Annotated in this window: 17 protein-coding genes; all 17 read left to right on the plus strand. The window is 28.7% G+C overall.

The window, feature by feature from the left end; genetic code table 11:
- Positions 1–82 precede the first annotated feature (82 nt).
- The 17 genes from B8978_RS08790 (at position 83) to B8978_RS08870 (ending at position 17,130) form a co-directional block, all read left to right on the plus strand.
- The gene (locus B8978_RS08790; RefSeq protein ID WP_176212656.1) at positions 83–1,381 is read left to right on the plus strand and encodes a bifunctional diguanylate cyclase/phosphodiesterase; all 1,299 of its coding nucleotides are present in this window, start codon (positions 83–85) and stop codon (positions 1,379–1,381) included.
- An 88-nt stretch (positions 1,382–1,469) separates the two neighbouring features.
- On the plus strand, positions 1,470–2,693 hold the full coding sequence (locus B8978_RS08795; protein ID WP_084115303.1) for a glycosyltransferase family 39 protein: 1,224 nt from the start codon (positions 1,470–1,472) through the stop codon (positions 2,691–2,693).
- Positions 2,694–2,819: 126 nt separating this feature from the next.
- Positions 2,820–3,473 carry a hypothetical protein gene (locus tag B8978_RS08800; protein ID WP_084115305.1) on the plus strand — a complete coding sequence of 218 codons (654 nt, stop codon included), beginning with the start codon at positions 2,820–2,822 and terminating at the stop codon, positions 3,471–3,473.
- A gap of 136 nt (positions 3,474–3,609) precedes the next feature.
- Entirely contained in the window at positions 3,610–4,383 is a 774-nt protein-coding gene (locus B8978_RS08805; protein ID WP_084115307.1) for a hypothetical protein, read from the plus strand.
- A gap of 230 nt (positions 4,384–4,613) precedes the next feature.
- Positions 4,614–5,258: a sugar transferase gene (locus B8978_RS08810; RefSeq protein WP_423236716.1), complete on the plus strand. Its 645-nt coding sequence runs from the start codon at positions 4,614–4,616 to the stop codon at positions 5,256–5,258.
- A gap of 46 nt (positions 5,259–5,304) precedes the next feature.
- Positions 5,305–6,354, plus strand: a complete 1,050-nt coding sequence (locus B8978_RS08815; protein WP_084115311.1) for a mannose-1-phosphate guanylyltransferase — start codon at positions 5,305–5,307, stop codon at positions 6,352–6,354.
- Between the two features lie 16 nt (positions 6,355–6,370).
- Complete coding sequence (gene gmd / locus B8978_RS08820) at positions 6,371–7,447, plus strand: GDP-mannose 4,6-dehydratase (protein WP_176212664.1); 1,077 nt, start codon at positions 6,371–6,373, stop codon at positions 7,445–7,447.
- A 26-nt stretch (positions 7,448–7,473) separates the two neighbouring features.
- A complete protein-coding gene (fcl, locus tag B8978_RS08825) occupies positions 7,474–8,409 on the plus strand; it encodes a GDP-L-fucose synthase (protein ID WP_084115315.1) in 936 nt (311 codons plus the stop codon).
- A 14-nt stretch (positions 8,410–8,423) separates the two neighbouring features.
- Complete coding sequence (locus B8978_RS08830; protein ID WP_084115317.1) at positions 8,424–9,482, plus strand: nucleotidyltransferase family protein; 1,059 nt, start codon at positions 8,424–8,426, stop codon at positions 9,480–9,482.
- Between the two features lie 14 nt (positions 9,483–9,496).
- A complete protein-coding gene (locus B8978_RS08835) occupies positions 9,497–10,210 on the plus strand; it encodes an acylneuraminate cytidylyltransferase family protein (protein WP_084115319.1) in 714 nt (237 codons plus the stop codon).
- A complete protein-coding gene (neuC, locus tag B8978_RS08840; protein WP_341435461.1) occupies positions 10,191–11,354 on the plus strand; it encodes a UDP-N-acetylglucosamine 2-epimerase in 1,164 nt (387 codons plus the stop codon). The genes B8978_RS08835 and neuC overlap by 20 nt, the downstream gene beginning before the upstream one ends.
- Before the next feature lie 4 nt (positions 11,355–11,358).
- Positions 11,359–12,363 (plus strand): N-acetylneuraminate synthase, encoded by a 1,005-nt coding sequence (gene neuB, locus B8978_RS08845; protein WP_084115323.1) that lies wholly within the window; start codon positions 11,359–11,361, stop codon positions 12,361–12,363.
- Positions 12,348–13,418, plus strand: coding sequence for a DegT/DnrJ/EryC1/StrS family aminotransferase (locus B8978_RS08850; RefSeq protein WP_084115325.1), 1,071 nt, complete (start codon positions 12,348–12,350; stop codon positions 13,416–13,418). The genes neuB and B8978_RS08850 overlap by 16 nt, the downstream gene beginning before the upstream one ends.
- A gap of 38 nt (positions 13,419–13,456) precedes the next feature.
- Entirely contained in the window at positions 13,457–13,963 is a 507-nt protein-coding gene (locus tag B8978_RS08855) for a GNAT family N-acetyltransferase (protein ID WP_084115327.1), read from the plus strand.
- On the plus strand, positions 13,956–14,987 hold the full coding sequence (locus tag B8978_RS08860) for a lipid II:glycine glycyltransferase FemX (RefSeq protein ID WP_084115329.1): 1,032 nt from the start codon (positions 13,956–13,958) through the stop codon (positions 14,985–14,987). The genes B8978_RS08855 and B8978_RS08860 overlap by 8 nt, the downstream gene beginning before the upstream one ends.
- 33 nt (positions 14,988–15,020) lie before the next feature.
- Positions 15,021–16,013: an NAD-dependent 4,6-dehydratase LegB gene (locus tag B8978_RS08865; RefSeq protein ID WP_084115331.1), complete on the plus strand. Its 993-nt coding sequence runs from the start codon at positions 15,021–15,023 to the stop codon at positions 16,011–16,013.
- Positions 16,014–16,035: 22 nt separating this feature from the next.
- Positions 16,036–17,130, plus strand: a complete 1,095-nt coding sequence (locus B8978_RS08870; RefSeq protein ID WP_084115333.1) for a LegC family aminotransferase — start codon at positions 16,036–16,038, stop codon at positions 17,128–17,130.
- Position 17,131: the final 1 nt, after the last annotated feature.

Here is a 17,131-nt window from a genome sequence, read left to right on the forward strand (position 1 = left end):
ACAAAATATTTATTTTGTCTATAAACATTTAATTGTGCTAAAAATATTTGTAAATATGGGGAATTTTATAAGGAGTGTAGATATGGAATTAATGAATAGCTATTATAATAATTTAAAAAAAGACGTGTATAGTTTGAATTATTCACTTGTGAAATTTAAAAATCTTATTAATGAATGTAATGTTAAAGACAGGAAGTTTGCATTATGCCTAATTGATATAAGTAATTTTAAAAATTATAATTATGTTTACGGATATGAATTTGGAAATTCTGTGCTTTATGCTGTTTTCAATGAGATAAAAGCAAGTGTTGGAAAATTGGGATACGTATGCCTTTATGGTGGAAATGTTTTTCTTGTAATATTGGATAAGAAAACAGAAAAACAAGAAGTGTTAGATGCAGTGACTCAAATTGAAGATAGACTTAAAAAAATTTTTAATATAGATGATGTTAGTACGAAAATTTTAATTAATATGGGAATAGCATTATATCCAGAGAATAGTAAGAATGTAGAAAATGTACTTAAGTGTGCTGAAATAGCTCTTAATTATTCTAAGAAATTAGATTTATATACACATTCTTTTTTTAACCACAAAATGCACAATTTAGCCTTGAAAAATGCTGGAATAGAAATAAATCTTCTAAAATCATCTTATGAAGAAGATTTTCTGGTTTATTATCAACCAGAATATGATACTAGTAGTATGAAAATTGTTGGAGCGGAAGCACTTATTAGATGGGGAACAGGGAGCCATGGGGTTTTAGAAAGTAAGGATTTTATAAAAATAGCAATAAAAAATGGAATGGAAAACAATATAAATAAAGTGCTAATAGATAAGGTATGTAATCAGATAAAAAAATTAGAACAAAAAGGAATTGAGTACATAGATATATATGTTAACGTTTCTGGAAAGCTTATGATGAAAAAAGAGTTTTTAGAACGTATTAAGAATATAATAGCTAGTAGGGGTATTGATGCAAGTAAGATTGTTATAGAGATACCAGAAAAAATGTTAAATAGAGTTGATGATAGAGTAATTAAAGTTATTAGTTACATCAGAAGCATGGGGATAAAAGTATTTTTAGATGATTTTGGAGCAAAATATTCTTCATTAAATCACCTTATGCATTTACCTGTAGATGGAATAAAAATTGACAAAGCAATTGTTAACGCGATCAATAAAAACTCAAAAACTATAGTAGTATTTCAAAATATCATGAGAATGTCAAGAGAACTTAATGTGGAGGTAATAGCTAAGGGCGTTGAAACGCAGAAAGAAATTGAAATTTTAAAAAAAATGGGTTGCACAAAGGTACAAGGGTTTGCGTTAGGAAGACCTATGGATGAGAAAAGTTTTATGGAACTTATAGACAAACCCTAGTTAATGGATGTGAGTTTTGATTTAAACTTAACATTAGTTTATAATATACGGTATATGAATAAAGCATAATGCATGAAGGAGAATTATAATGAAGTTTTTTAAACAAAATTATTATAAAATAGTCACAGCAGTTGCAATTTTATTATCGATATTGTGGATTATTTTTGTTAATTCAAAACCATATTCTGATTTTAGTTATTATAACAATGTAGCAAAACAAGTTGCTAATGGAGGACAATGGGGAGACACATACACTTCTGTTGGATATTCCATAGTTTTGGGTTTTGTTTATAAAATATTTGGAAGCGGCATTATGGTTGCTAAGGTTTTTAATTTAGTTTTGACATTTTTAAGTTATGTTATATTGTATAGACTGCTAAAAAAGATGCATATAAGCGAAGGAAGAAAAAAATTTATATATACGGTTTTTGTATTTTTCCCGAATAACATATTTTACAACAGTTTATTAGGAACGGAGATACTTTTTACAACAATACTCCTAATCATAACTTTAATATATTTTAGTGATGTTAGATATAAATACATAATAATTGGAATTTTAACGGGAATTAATGCTATGATAAAGCCATTTTTTATGGTATTCTTTTTTGCAATAATATTATTAGAAGTAATTAATAAACGTAAATTTTTGGTGCCGCTTAGAAATGGAATAATAGTGTTACTTCTAAGCCTAATAACAATAGCTCCTTGGTGTTATAGAAATACAAAACTTGTGGGAGAAACAACTTTCATTTCAAATAATGGAGGAATAGTATTATATATAAATAATAACTCACAAAACAAGCTTGGAAGATGGATGGCAGCTTCTAATGTAGAAAATTCTATAGTAAATAAAAAAGAATACATAAAAGCAAATGCAACTGAAAAAAACAAAATGCTTAGTAAAGCAGCAAAGAAATGGATAATAGGACATCCACTTCAATTTGTAGAACTAGGCTTTAAGAGGCTTGTTAACACTTATTTAGTACCAGATGATTTAAACTTTACGTTTTATGAAGCAGGTCTTAGTGACGGAATAAAAAATATTTTAATGATTATTTATTCTCTAATTAAATATATTGTGTTTATTCCAGCTATAATAATAATAATTTTATCCACTGTAAAAGTAATTATAGACATAATAAACAAAAGAGAAATTGAGAACTTTAAGTTATATGGACTTATATGCTTTTATATGGTGTCCTGTACGTATTTTATAACGGAAGGTCAAGGGAGATATTCGTTTCCAATTATATTCATAATGATATATTTCTTTTCAAGGATATTTTTTAGAAGTAATAGATATGAGTAGGGGTTAAAGATTTTTAAAGGTGAGAGTTTTCTTAATAAATTAAGAGAACTCTTTGTTTTTTTTGTAATAGTAATATAAACATGTGCATAGAGATTAATATGTTTATTAATTTTAGGGGGTATGAGTATGGATGGATTGTTACCTAAAAATCAAATACAAACTATTAATAATGACATAAATGACTATAAAATAAATAAAGAAAAATCTAAGCTCTTGGAAAGAGAAAAAGAGAGAAAAAGCAATGAAGAAAAAATATTGTATATAAAGGAAGTAATTCAGCAAAACATAGAAATAGAAAATTTAATAAAATATATTATGGAAGAGTCAAATTTTAATCCAAAAGCAGCGAAAAGCTTTAAAAGATTTTATTTGAAAAAATATATGACAAAATGCAACAATATAAATGTTAATACTCAAAATTTGTTAGCTATAGTTGAAGGCTTATTAGACAATTGCTTAATACTTAAAGATCAAATAGACAAAAAAGTATTTAAAATATTATTAAATAAACCATTAAAAACAAAATATAATAAATATATAGATTTTATATGTTATAGAGATGAAAAATTAAACGCTAAACTAAAAAAACTAAAGGACATTAAGGATATTATATCAAACAATGTGGAAATGCTTAGGATTATAGAAAATATAGAAAATAATTATTTTAATACGGTATTTGAAGAAAACAGGGAAAATAGTTTGAAAGATGCGGTAGATGCATATTGCGAGCTAAGATTTCACGTGTTAAAGCCATCAAAGGTTAGAGATGTTATTGAATAAGCGGTATTAGGATGCAAACTTAAATTGAAAACAAATATAATGAAAATAAAAAAATGATATTGAAAATATCCAATAAATGTAATATAGTTACTGTGATAAAATATCCAAAATATGGATTTAAATGGAGGAAACTAAAATGGGAGATTTGTACAGTAACAAGCTATGGATAGAGGACACAAGTAATAAAGTTAATCAATACAAGGATGAGAAGGAAAAAGCTCTAATAAGCTTAAAAGCTAAGCAAAGGGAGGAAAATCAAAATAAATTTAATTTTATAAAAGAAATCTTAAAAGAGAATTTAGATTTACAGAAGATTATAAAGTTTATAATAGCAGAAACAAAATTTAAATATAAAGAAATAAGGAAAATAATAATTATATTGGAAACATCTTTTTTTGCTGTAGGAATTGCAGTACAGGGAATAAATTGTTATTATAATATTAACAATAAAACAAATCTAATATTAACATTTCTAGTTACAAGCGTAATATGGACAATAATATTTTTTATGGCAAATGAAATAACAAAAAAAATATTATACAAAAAATATATAAAAAGATGTAAGGATATAGAAATCAATACAGAAGATTTAATATTGGTTATGGATCAGTTTTTATATAACTATGAAAAACTGTTAAAAGAAATACCACTTAAACTTTTAAATCATGAACTAAGAAATAGTCACAAAAGTAATTTTGACAAATATATATATTTTATTTCTATAAATAATAAAAGTTTAAGAAAAAAAATTAGAAGTAAAAAATTAAAAATATACAAAGGAATATTTTGTAAAAACAATGATTTTATAAATGACATGGAAACCTTGGAAAACAACTATTTTAATACAGTTTTTACATATAACAGGAAAGATACTTTGGAAGAAGCAGTTAAAAGTTTTTTAGAGATTTAAGGAGAAAAACGACAAAAAATATGAAAAAGTCAATGGCAAAAAGAGGAATATCAATATAACATATGGAATTATTTGTTGAAAACATTGTTGCATATATAGTATAATCTACGTGTAACGAAATTGTTAAATAATTAAATTATTAGCAATAATATTTTGATTTTATTATATTTAAAGGGAAAAAATTGTGTAAGGGGGAATCTTTGTTGCAAAACATTCAGATTAATGAAGAATTGGAAATTGATAATGAAAGCAACATAAAATACGAAAAAAAATTAACCTATTATTTAACTAAAAGGCTAATCGATTTGTTTTTTTCATTAATTGGAATAATTATTTTAAGCCCAGTTTTTTTAATTGTAATTATACTTATAAAACTTGATTCAAAGGGTCCAATAATGTTCTCTCAAGAGCGTGTAGGTAAAAGAGGCAAAATTTTTAAAATGTACAAGTTCAGATCTATGGTAGTAAATGCAGAAGAACTTTTAAGTAAGTTAAAAGACAACAATGAGATGTCAGGCCCAATGTTTAAAATGAAAGAAGATCCTAGGATAACTAAGGTTGGAAAATTCATAAGAAAAACAAGCATTGATGAGTTACCACAACTTTTTAATGTGTTAAAAGGTGAAATGTCACTAGTAGGACCAAGACCAAATCTACCAGCTGAAGTAGCTGAATTTAGTACGGAGCATAAACTTAAACTCCTTGCAAAACCAGGACTTACATGCTACTGGCAGGTTATGGGAAGAAATAAAATTGGCTTTGAAGATTGGATGAAGCTTGATATAAAATACATAGAAGAAAGAAATACATTTATTGATTTAAAATTGATATGGAAAACCTTTTTTGTATTGTTTGGGGATGAAAATGCTCATTAAAAGGTGAATCAATAAAAAATAAAATTAGTTAGGAGGTGATGTATAAATGCTATGTGCATTAATAATGGCAGGAGGAAAAGGTGAAAGGTTTTGGCCTCTATCAACAGATGAAAAACCAAAACAGTTTTTAAAACTTTTAGGCGAAGAAACAATGATACAGATGACAGTAAATAGGCTTAAAGAATTGATACCTATTGAAAGGGTATTTGTTGTTACAGGGGAAAGATATATAGATTTAGTTAAAGAACAACTACCGGGATTACCAACAAGAAACATAATAGCAGAACCTATGGGGAAAAACACAGCTCCATGCATTGCCTTGTCAGCATTTATAATTAAAAAATATTATAAAGATGCAACAATAGCAGTACTTCCTTCAGATCATCTTATAAGAAATGAAAATGAATTTAGAAATGTTATAGCTGCTGCAAACTTATTTGTAGAAGAAAATGAAGAGGCTATTGTCACCCTCGGAATGAAACCAGACAGAGCAGAAACGGGTTATGGTTATATAAAAGCACATACAAGTTCATCAATTGTCAATGGACTAAAGATAAAAAATGTGGACATGTTTGTGGAAAAACCCAATATGGAAAAAGCAGAGGAATATTTAAAAGATGGAGATTTCCTTTGGAATGGTGGAATGTTTGTTTGGAAAGCAGAAAATGTTTTAAGGCTCACAAAAAAACATTTAAAGAATACATACGATGTTCTTAAAGATATAACTGATACCAAGGATGAGGAATATGAAAAAGAGTTAAAAGCTAAATATAATTTAGTGGACAGTGTGTCTATTGATTATGCTATAATGGAAAAAGCAAAAAACATCTATGTAGTGCCAAGTGAATTTGGATGGGATGATGTTGGAACTTGGTATTCTGTAGAGAGATATAGAGATAAAGACGAAAACAATAATGTTTGTGTTGGAAATATTATAAATATAAATAGTAAAAACAATATTATTGTTGGTAACAATAAACCAGTTATAATATCAGGACTGGATGACATATTTGTTGTAGAAAGTGATGATGTTATTTTAATTGGTAAAAAGGATGACATAAAAGACATAAAAGATATAAAAAACAACTTTGTATAATTGAAGGGTGGATATAATTTTGAAAAGGGCATTAATTACAGGAATAACTGGACAAGATGGATCATATTTAACTGAACTTTTACTAAAAAAAGGTTATGAAGTACACGGAATTATAAGAAGGGCAAGTAGTTTTAATACAAAGAGAATAGATTATTTATTTGAAGATCCTAAAATAGGAAATAAAAAATTATTTCTTCATCATGGAGACTTAACAGATTCAAGTAATTTAAACAGATTAATAGAGAAAATTCAACCAGATGAAATATACAACTTGGCAGCTCAAAGTCATGTACAAGTTTCTTTTGAAGTTCCAGAATATACAGCAGAAACTGATGGAATTGGAACACTTAGAATATTAGATGCAATAAAAGAAAGTGGGCTAAAATGTAAATTTTACCAAGCATCAACTTCAGAGCTTTTTGGAGGACTTCCAGGAACAGCACCACAAAGTGAAAAGACACCATTTTACCCTAAAAGCCCTTATGGAGCGGCAAAACTTTATTCATATTGGATAACAGTTAACTATAGGGAATCATATGATGTTTTTGCATGTAATGGAATATTATTTAATCATGAATCTCCAAGAAGAGGAGAAACCTTTGTTACAAGGAAAATAACAAGAGCTGTTGCTAGTATAATGGCAGGAAAACAAGAAAAACTTTCACTTGGAAACATGGATGCAAAAAGAGATTGGGGATTTGCTGGAGACTATGTGGAAGCAATGTGGCTAATATTACAGCAAGACAAACCTGAAGATTTTGTTATTGCTACAAATGAAACGCATACAGTAAGAGAGTTTGTAGAACTTTCATTTAAAGAAGTTGGAATTGAAATTGAATGGAAGGGAACTGGGGTAGAGGAAAAGGGTTATGACAAAGTTACTGGAAAAGTACTTGTGGATGTAAATCCAAGATATTTTAGACCAGCTGAGGTTGAACTACTTTGGGGAGATTCAACAAAAGCTGAAAAAGAATTAAATTGGAATAGAAAAGTAAACTTCCCTTCACTTGTTAAGATGATGGTTGACGGAGATATGAAAGAAATTGCAGGAATGAGCACAAAAGAATATCTAGAAGTTGCAACTTCAAAATAAATTAAACTTTAAGTGAGGTGATTTAAGTGGAAAAGGGTAGTAAAATATACGTAGCAGGACATAGAGGACTTGTTGGTTCTGCTATTGTTAGAAATTTAAAAGAAAAAGGCTATATAAATATTGTTGGAAAAACACATTCAGAGCTTGATTTAAAAAATCAAGCGGATGTAAGAAAATTTTTTGAAGAAGAAAAACCTGAATATGTGTTTTTAGCAGCTGCTAAGGTTGGAGGAATAAATGCAAACAATACAGCACCAGCCGACTTTATATATGAAAATTTAGAAATTCAAAACAATGTTATAAAAGCAGCTTTTGATTTTAAGGTTAAAAAATTATTGTTTTTAGGAAGTTCATGTATTTACCCTAAGATGTGTCCTCAACCAATAAAAGAAGAATACCTTTTATCTGGATATTTAGAACCAACAAACGAAGCTTATGCACTTGCAAAAATAGCAGGGCTTAAAATGTGTCAATTTTTTAAAAGGCAATATGGGGCAAATTTTATAAGCTGTATGCCAACTAATCTTTATGGACCTAATGATAATTTTGATTTAAATAGTTCACATGTTATGCCAGCCTTAATAAGAAAATTTCATGAAGCAAAGGTTAATAATGAACCTTATGTTGAAGTATGGGGAACTGGCAAGCCATTAAGAGAATTTTTGCATGTTGATGATATGGCGGATGGCTGTGTGTTTTTAATGGAGAATTATAATGGTGAAGAGCATGTGAATATTGGAACAGGTAGAGAAGTTACAATAAAAAAATTAGCTGAAATTATAAAAGAAGTTGTAGATTTTGAGGGAGAGTTAAGATTTAACACTGAGAAACCAGATGGAACTCCAAGAAAGTTGTTAGATGTGAGCAAATTAGAAGAATTAGGATGGAAGTATAAGATAGAACTTAGAAATGGAATTATAGATAGTTATATTTGGTTTAAGGAAAATAACAAAAAACAATAGTAGGATGTGAAACTATGCCTAAAGCATTAGAAAATTTAATAATTAGATGTGAGGATTCTATATTACAGGCAATGCAATTAATCAATATAAATTGCAAAGGCATTTTGTTAGTAGTAGATAAAGATAATAAATTATTAGGGACTGTTACAGATGGGGACATTAGGAGAGCAATTCTTTCAGGAAAGAAACTGAATAGGAATCTATCTGAGATTTATAATGAAAATTTTGTGTTTAGTTATAAAGATATTTGTATAAGTGATGTGAAAAAGAGTTTTATTGAAAAAAAAATAAAGTTATTACCAATTGTAGACAAATGTAATAAGGTTATAGACTACATTGAGATAGATGACTTAATTGATTATGATAAGCTTGAAAAAGAAAATCCAGTTCTGATTATGGCAGGTGGACTTGGTACAAGACTTAGGCCACTTACAGATGATTTGCCTAAACCAATGGTAAAAGTAGGTGATAAACCAATTCTTCAGACAATCATAGAGCAGTTTAGAAGTTATGGGTTTAAAAATATATTAATATCTGTTAATTATAAGGCGGATATTATAGAAAATTATTTTAGAGATGGTAGGGACTTTGGGGTATCAATAAAATATATAAGAGAAACAAAAAGACTGGGCACAGCAGGTGCAATTAGACTTGCTAAAAAGTATCTTAGGAGATCTTTTTTTGTTATAAATGGAGATATACTTACTAATGTAAATTTATATAATTTACTTAAATATCATACTGATAACAACTACAAAATGACTATAGGATCAAGAATATATGAAACTCAAATACCGTATGGAGTGTTAAATGTAGATGAAACGTGTGTAACTTCGCTTAAAGAAAAACCTATAGTTGATTATTTGGTAAGTGGTGGAGTTTATATCTTAAATCCAGAAATAGTTAATAATATTCCTGAGGATATGTATTTTGACATCACTCAACTAATAGACATGTTAATAAATAATAAAGAAAAAGTGGGAAGTTTCCCTATTACAGACTACTGGATGGATATTGGGAAAATAAGTGATTACTATAAAGCAAATGAAGATATAAAAAATATTTTTAAGTAGTAAAGGGGATAAAATTGATTAATGGGAAAACAATTTTAGTAATAATACCAGCACGTGGTGGATCCAAAGGGGTTCCGAGGAAGAACATAAAAAAGTTAAGCGGTAAACCACTAATTGCCTATACTATAGAAGAGGCTAAGAAAAGTAAATATATAGATAGAGTAGTAGTCTCAACGGAAGATAGTGAAATTGCACAAGTAAGTAAGAAATTTGGAGCTGAAGTACCATACTTAAGACCTGCAGAGTTGTCACAAGATAATTCTCCAACAATAGATTGTATAATCCACATGATTAACTGGTTAAACGATAAACAAGGCTATATACCCAATTATGTGTGTTTGCTTCAGTGTACATCCCCATTGAGAACCTTTGAAGATATTGATGGAACTATTAAAAAAGCTATAGATTTAAATTTTGATGGGGCAGTATCAATATGTGAAGCAGAAGTAAACCCATACTGGAGCAATGTATTTGATGGAGACCAGTTAAAGTATTTTATAGAAGAAGGTAAAGAGATTACAAGAAGGCAAGATTTACCTCCGATTTATACAGTTAATGGTGCTGTATATGTAATAAAAACAAGTGTATTATTAGAAAAGGAAACATTCGAAACGGACAATATAACAGGGTATGTTATGAACAACAAAAGTTCAGTGGATATTGATACTGAAATAGACTTTAAGTTAGCAGAATTACTTATGAAAGAATGTGAAGAAAATCATGCGTAAAATTGCAGTAGTGACTGGAACAAGAGCAGAATATGGAGTACTCAAAAATACATTAAATAAGATAAAAGGCAGTAGCAACTTAGAACTTCAGTTAATAGTCACAGGGTCACATTTATCAGAAGATTTTGGTTACACTATAAATGAAATATTAGAAGATGGGTTTAATGTAGATGAAAAAATTCCTATTCTAATGAGTAATAGCAATAAAGGTAGTATTGCAAAAGAAATGGCATTACTAATGATTGAACTTTCACAAGCTTTTGAAAGATTAAAACCGGATATACTGCTTATTTTAGGTGACAGATATGAAATATTTGCAGCAGCGTCGACTGCAATGGCTATGAATATACCAATTGCCCATATATCAGGTGGAGAAATTACAGAAGGCGCAATTGATGAACAAATTAGACATGCAATAACTAAAATGGCACATATTCATTTTCCTGGAGCTAAAGCATATGTACAAAATATAATTAACATGGGTGAAGAAGCTTGGAGAGTTTTTGATGTAGGAGATCCTGGCATCGAAAATATAAAGCTTACAAAGTTTTTAAGTAGAGAAGAGTTAAAAAGACAATTAAGTGTGAAGTTAGATGAAGACACATTACTTATTACGTATCATCCAGTAACGCTTGAAGCCAAAGCACTTCCATGTCAAATAGAAAGTTTAATTAAAGCACTGGATACTATTAACAAAACAATGATAATAACATACCCAAATGCGGATAATGGTGGAGAGTATATAATAAAAAAACTAGAAGAGTTTGCAAAAGTAAATTCTAATGTTCACCTATTTAAAAATTTAGGAGTTGTAAGGTATTTAAGTGTCATGAAATTATGCGGGTCTGTAATTGGAAATTCATCTAGTGCATTAATTGAAGCACCTTATTTAAAAGTACCTGTTGTTAACATCGGTAATAGACAAAAAGGAAGGCTTATGGCGGATAACATTATTTGTTGTGGTAATGAATGTGAAGTCATAATAGAAGCTATAAATAAATCTTTAAGTAACGACTTTAAAGAAAAAGTTAATAATACTAAAAGTCTTTACGGCGAAGGCGATACAAGTGAAGAAATAGTCAAGGTTCTTGAAAGTATTGAAATTGATGATAAATTATTAAAAAAGAAACTTATTTGGAGTTGATAATATGTCAGTATTTATAATTGCAGAGGCGGGAGTAAATCATAATGGAGATATTAATATAGCTAAAAAACTTGTGGATATGGCAGTAGAGTGTGGTGCAGATGCTATAAAATTTCAAACATTTAAAGCTTACGAAAGCACTGGAAGTTTTGCTGAAAAAGCACAATATCAAAAAGAAAATGTACCTATTGAAGAGAGTCAGCTTGAAATGATAAGAAAACTGGAATTGCCTTTTGAACAGTTTGATGATATTCAAACTTATTGTAACGAAAGAGGAATTATATTTATTTCCACACCAGATGGCATAGAGAGTTTAAATTATCTAGTTAGCTTAAATGTACCACTTATTAAGATTGGGTCCACAGAAGTAACTAATTATGAATTTTTAAAACAAATTGCTGAAACTGGTAAACCAATAATTTTATCTACAGGCATGAGCACTCTTGGAGAAGTAGAAAAGGCACTAGAAGTAATGTTTTCCACAGGAAATAAGGATATGAAGCTTATGCATTGTACTACTGATTATCCTACAGCAGTAGAGGATGTTAATTTAAGGGCTATGGTTACAATGAGAGAAGCATTTAAAATACCTGTTGGGCTATCTGACCATACCATGGGATATGAAGCGGCAATTTCAGCAGTAGCTCTTGGAGCAGAGTTTGTAGAAAAACATATAACAATTAGCAGGGATATGGAAGGTCCAGACCATAAAGCATCAATGCCGCTAAAAGAATTTAAGGAATATGTTAATCATATTAGAAATACTGAAAAACTTCTTGGAGACGGAATAAAAAGGCCAACAAAAAGAGAAAAACACATTATGGAACAAGGAAGAAGAAGTATATTAGCAGCATGCGATATGAAAAAGGGAACTGTAATTGAAAAACGAATGTTAGAATATAAGAGACCAGGAAATGGAATCAAACCAGAACTTTCAAGTATTTTAATTGGTAGAGAATTAAAAAGAGATTTGAAAAAAGATGAGGTCATACAATGGCAGGACATATAAAACCAATTGGTGGGGAATTTTGGTTTGATGAAAAACTATTTAATAAAGCTTTAAACAACTTTGAAAATTTAAATGCTATATTTTTGAGTGGTGGGCAAAGTGCAATTCAATTTATAATAGAAGATATAGATTTTAAACATGACGAATATATACTTGTCCCAGCTTATTTATGTCGTACAATTTTATATAATTTTGAAAGAAAAAATATTAAATTTATATTTTATGAAATAAATGAAGATTTATCTATTAATTTGGAAGACATTCAAAATAAGATATATGATTGTAAGGTAAAAGCTATATTTTTTGTAAATTATTTTGGATTTTATCACAATGATAAAACAATTGAATTCCTTAAATCAATCCAGGAAACTGGAGTAGTATTAATTGAAGATGCAGTGCAGATGTTTTGGTTTAAGAAAATGAAAAAATTTATTGGTAATTATGTATTTAATAGTTATAGAAAATTTTTACCGGCCGATGGTTCTGTGGTATTGTGTGATAAATATAGGAAATTTGAATTTGCACAAGATGAATATTATAAACTTATGAATGAAGCAAGATTTAAAAAAACTGAGTATATACAGGCTAATATAGGAGAAGAAGGGCAGTTTTTAAATTTATTTAATATGGCTGATAAAGCGTATTACAAAAGAAAGAATATTAATGGAATTGATAATAAGTCTAAAGAATTTTTAAATAAAGTAAATTATGAGTTAATAAAACGATTGAGAATTAGTAATTATAATTATTTGCATGATAGATTGAAAAATTTTAATGATATAAAAATTTTGTTTGATAAAAAGTTAATAGAAGATAATGTTCCATTAGGGTTTCCTATATTAATAAATAATAGGGATTTTGTAAGAAAAGAGTTAAGAAAATATTCAATTTTTTGTCCAGTGCATTGGGACGTGAGAAAAGAAACTTGGATAAGCAATTTTAATAAAACTAAAAAAATTACCAACTCTATATTAACTATACCAATTGATTGGAGATATAATAACTTGGACATGGAATATTTTTTAGATAAAATTACAATAATAAGTTTAACTTAGTAATATAATAAAAAAATATTTGATGTGAGGCGAAATAAATGCAGCTAGAAGAACTAACAATGAATAAATTCAAATATTATTATGAATTAAGATGCGATTCTAATAATATTTTGTGCACAGGTCATTCTAAACAACCTGAATATAGCAACTTGAAAATGTGGATTGAAAGTATCATTAAGGAAAATAAAAAAAAAGTATATTTGATTAAGTATGAGAGTGAATATGTTGGTTATATTCATATTGATTTTAAAAATACCGCTGTAGAAATTGGATATAGTGTTAAAAAGAAGTATTCTAAAAGAGGTATTTGTACAACAGCTGTACAAATGTGTATTGAACTAATACAAGAAAAATACATAGATATTGAAAAAATTGTAGCTTGGATTGCAGAGTTTAATAAGTATTCAGCAAAATGTGTTTTGAAAAATAATTTTGTAAAATCAACAGAAGTAAAAAATCTATTTTATGAAGGTTTTGGAAAAGAATTTACTATGCATAAGTATGTTTATATAACAAAAAATGCAAGGGAGTTTAAAAATGTATAAATTATTAAATTGTTCTTCCCCCAAATGGGATTTATATTTAAACAAACTGCCTATTCACATTCAGGATATTTATTATACTTGTGAATACTATAAAATGTACGAATTAAATGGTGACGGAATAGGAAAATTATTTGTTTATTATGATAATGATGGTAAAATTGCATTATATCCTTTTATGCTAAATGAAATAAAAGGATATGATTTAGAAGATAAATATTATGATATCGAAACGGCATATGGATATGGTGGACCTATTGTTAATTGTCATGACAAAAAATTCATAGAAAGTTTTGAAAATTGTTTTGTAGATTATTGTAAAGAAAATAATATTGTAGCTGAGTTTATAAGGTTTCATCCTTTAATAAGGAATGAAAATATATTTGATAAAAGTATAGAAATTTTGCATAATAGAATTACAGTATGTTTAGATTTGTCAAAGGGTAAAGATAGAATTTGGAACGAGGATATAAAAAGTAAAAATAGAAATATGATAAGAAAAGCTAAAAAAAATGGGCTATTCGTACAGGAAAGCAAAGATTTTGAAACTTTTAAGAAAATATATAATTCGACTATGAATAAAGTGGATGCAGATGGTTATTATTATTTTGATGATAGGTATTATGAGGAAATCCAAAAAAATAATAATTATATTTTACTTAATGTAAAAAAAGATGATTTAGTAATTGCATCAGCTATATTCATGGGTTATGGAGAATATTTTCATTATCATTTAGCAGGAAGTTTAAAGGAATATTTAAAATTCGCACCTAATAATCTTTTGCTTTGGGAAGCAATAAAATATGGACAGGCAAAAGGATATAAAAAAATGCATTTTGGTGGTGGTCTTACAAATAGCACTGAGGATAATCTTTTTAAATTTAAAAGCAGCTTTTCAAGGGAATATACTGATTTTTATATAGGGAAAAGAATACATAATAGAAAAGTTTATGAATATCTCATAAACAAGTGGGAAGAAAAAAACAATCAAAAAGCTAGAATACTACTACAATATAGAGCTAAGTAGTTTATAGTGCAAATTTAAAAGGGAAGTGAAATAATGAACTTAAAAGGAAAAAAAGTTTTAATTACAGGCTCAGAAGGCTTTATAGGAAGTCATTTGACAGAGAAACTTGTGGAACTAGGTGCAGATGTAACAGCGCTTGTTCAATATAATTCATTTAATAATTGGGGATGGATAGATACATTTGATAAAAAAGTAAAAGATAGTATTCATGTTGTAACGGGCGATATTAGAGAATATGACGGAATGAAGAGAATTATAAAAGGTCAGGATGTAGTATTCCATCTTGCAGCACTCATAGCAATTCCTTATTCATATTTATCCCCTATGGCCTATGTAAGGACAAACGTAGAAGGGACAACTAATGTACTTGAAGCTTGTAGGGAATACGATGTTCAGAAAATAGTACATACATCTACTTCTGAAACTTATGGAACAGCATTATATGTGCCTATAGATGAAAAACATCCAATGCAAGGGCAATCACCTTATTCAGCATCAAAAATAGGTGCAGATAAAATAGCAGAGAGTTTTTATAAAAGTTTTAACATGCCAATAGCAACTATAAGACCTTTTAATACATATGGACCAAGACAGTCAGCAAGAGCAGTTATACCAACAATAATATCACAGATTTTAGCAGGAAAAGCTGAAATTAAACTTGGAAGTTTAACACCTACAAGGGATTTTAACTATGTAAAGGACACAGCAGAAGCTTTTATTAAAATAGCTGAAAGTGAAAAGACAATAGGTGAAGTTATAAATGCAGGTTCTAATTATGAAATTTCTATAGGAGATACAGTTAAGAAGATTATCAATGTTATAGGAAAAGATATTAAAATTCTTTGCGATGAAGAAAGGCTTAGACCGGAAAACAGTGAAGTAAACAGATTGTGGGCAGATAACACAAAAATAAAAGAGTTAACTGAATGGAAACCTAAGTACACGATAGATGATGGGATTAAGGAAACTGTTCAATGGATACAAAATAATATGCAGTATTTTAAGACAGATATTTATAATGTGTAATTAACTTTAGGAGGAATTTGATATGATACCATTATGTATACCAAAAATGTCAGGCAATGAGTGGAAGTATGTTAAAGAATGCTTTGATACTAATTGGGTATCTTCTGTAGGAAAATATGTTGATATGTTTGAGGAGAAGTTTGCTCAATATGTAGAGGCTAAAAATGCAGTTGTTACTATGAATGGAACCTCTGCATTGGAATTAGCACTTAGAACCTTAGGAATAGGTGAAGGTGATGAGGTCATTGTTTCATCAATGACATTTATATCGCCAGTAAACACTATAAAGTATGTAGGAGCTGAGCCAGTATTTGTAGATGTTTGCAGAGATACATGGGTTATGGATGTAGACAAAATAGAGGAGATGATAACATCTAAAACTAAGGTAATACTTCCAGTACATATTTATGGACATCCAGTAGATATGGATAAGGTTATGACAATTGCTAAAAAACACAATTTGTATGTAATAGAAGATGCTACTGAGGCGCTTGGTTCTGAATATAGAAGTAAAAAAGTAGGCATGGTTGGTGATATAGGATGTTTCAGTTTTAATGGAAATAAAATTATTACAACTGGAGCAGGTGGAATGCTTGTTACAAATAATGAAGAATGGGGTAAAAGAGCGAAGTATCTTTCAACGCAGACAAAAACTGTTCTAGAAAATGGAGCATTTTATCATGAAGAAGTAGGTTATAATTTTAGAATGCCTAATGTACTTGCAGCTATGGGAGTTGCTCAGCTTGAAAATATAGAAGAGTATGTAGAAGCTAAAAGAGAACACGGAAAATTATATAATGAACTTTTAAAAAATGCTAAGGGTATAAAAACATCTGCAGAAAAAGAGTATGCAAAAAATTGTTTTTGGTTATATTCTATTTTGGTAGAAGATGACTACTGCGTTTCTCGTGATAAAGTCATTGAAAAACTTAAAGAAAATGGAATTCAGAGCAGACCATTCTTTCAACCAGTTCATTTAATGCCTCCATATAAAAAGTGTAGGCATGGAGATATGACTGTAACTGAAGAAATTTCAGCTAAGGGAATTAATTTGCCAAGTTCAGTAGATTTGAGTGGAGATGAAATAGAATTAATATGTTCTTTAATTAGGAGATAAA

The organism is Clostridium acidisoli DSM 12555 (assembly GCF_900176305.1).
In the GTDB taxonomy this organism is placed as follows: Bacteria; Bacillota; Clostridia; order Clostridiales; family Clostridiaceae; genus Clostridium_I; species Clostridium_I acidisoli.

Bases quoted from the DNA above. Each gene is read 5' to 3' on its own strand.
- B8978_RS08790 (WP_176212656.1), top strand. From the start codon at position 83: ATGGAATTAATGAATAGCTATTATAATAATTTAAAAAAAGACGTGTAT.
- B8978_RS08795 (WP_084115303.1), top strand. From the start codon at position 1,470: ATGAAGTTTTTTAAACAAAATTATTATAAAATAGTCACAGCAGTTGCA.
- B8978_RS08800 (WP_084115305.1), top strand. From the start codon at position 2,820: ATGGATGGATTGTTACCTAAAAATCAAATACAAACTATTAATAATGAC.
- B8978_RS08805 (WP_084115307.1), top strand. From the start codon at position 3,610: ATGGGAGATTTGTACAGTAACAAGCTATGGATAGAGGACACAAGTAAT.
- B8978_RS08815 (WP_084115311.1), top strand. From the start codon at position 5,305: ATGCTATGTGCATTAATAATGGCAGGAGGAAAAGGTGAAAGGTTTTGG.
- B8978_RS08830 (WP_084115317.1), top strand. From the start codon at position 8,424: ATGCCTAAAGCATTAGAAAATTTAATAATTAGATGTGAGGATTCTATA.
- neuB (WP_084115323.1), top strand. From the start codon at position 11,359: ATGTCAGTATTTATAATTGCAGAGGCGGGAGTAAATCATAATGGAGAT.
- B8978_RS08850 (WP_084115325.1), top strand. From the start codon at position 12,348: ATGGCAGGACATATAAAACCAATTGGTGGGGAATTTTGGTTTGATGAA.
- B8978_RS08855 (WP_084115327.1), top strand. From the start codon at position 13,457: ATGCAGCTAGAAGAACTAACAATGAATAAATTCAAATATTATTATGAA.
- B8978_RS08860 (WP_084115329.1), top strand. From the start codon at position 13,956: ATGTATAAATTATTAAATTGTTCTTCCCCCAAATGGGATTTATATTTA.
- B8978_RS08865 (WP_084115331.1), top strand. From the start codon at position 15,021: ATGAACTTAAAAGGAAAAAAAGTTTTAATTACAGGCTCAGAAGGCTTT.
- B8978_RS08870 (WP_084115333.1), top strand. From the start codon at position 16,036: ATGATACCATTATGTATACCAAAAATGTCAGGCAATGAGTGGAAGTAT.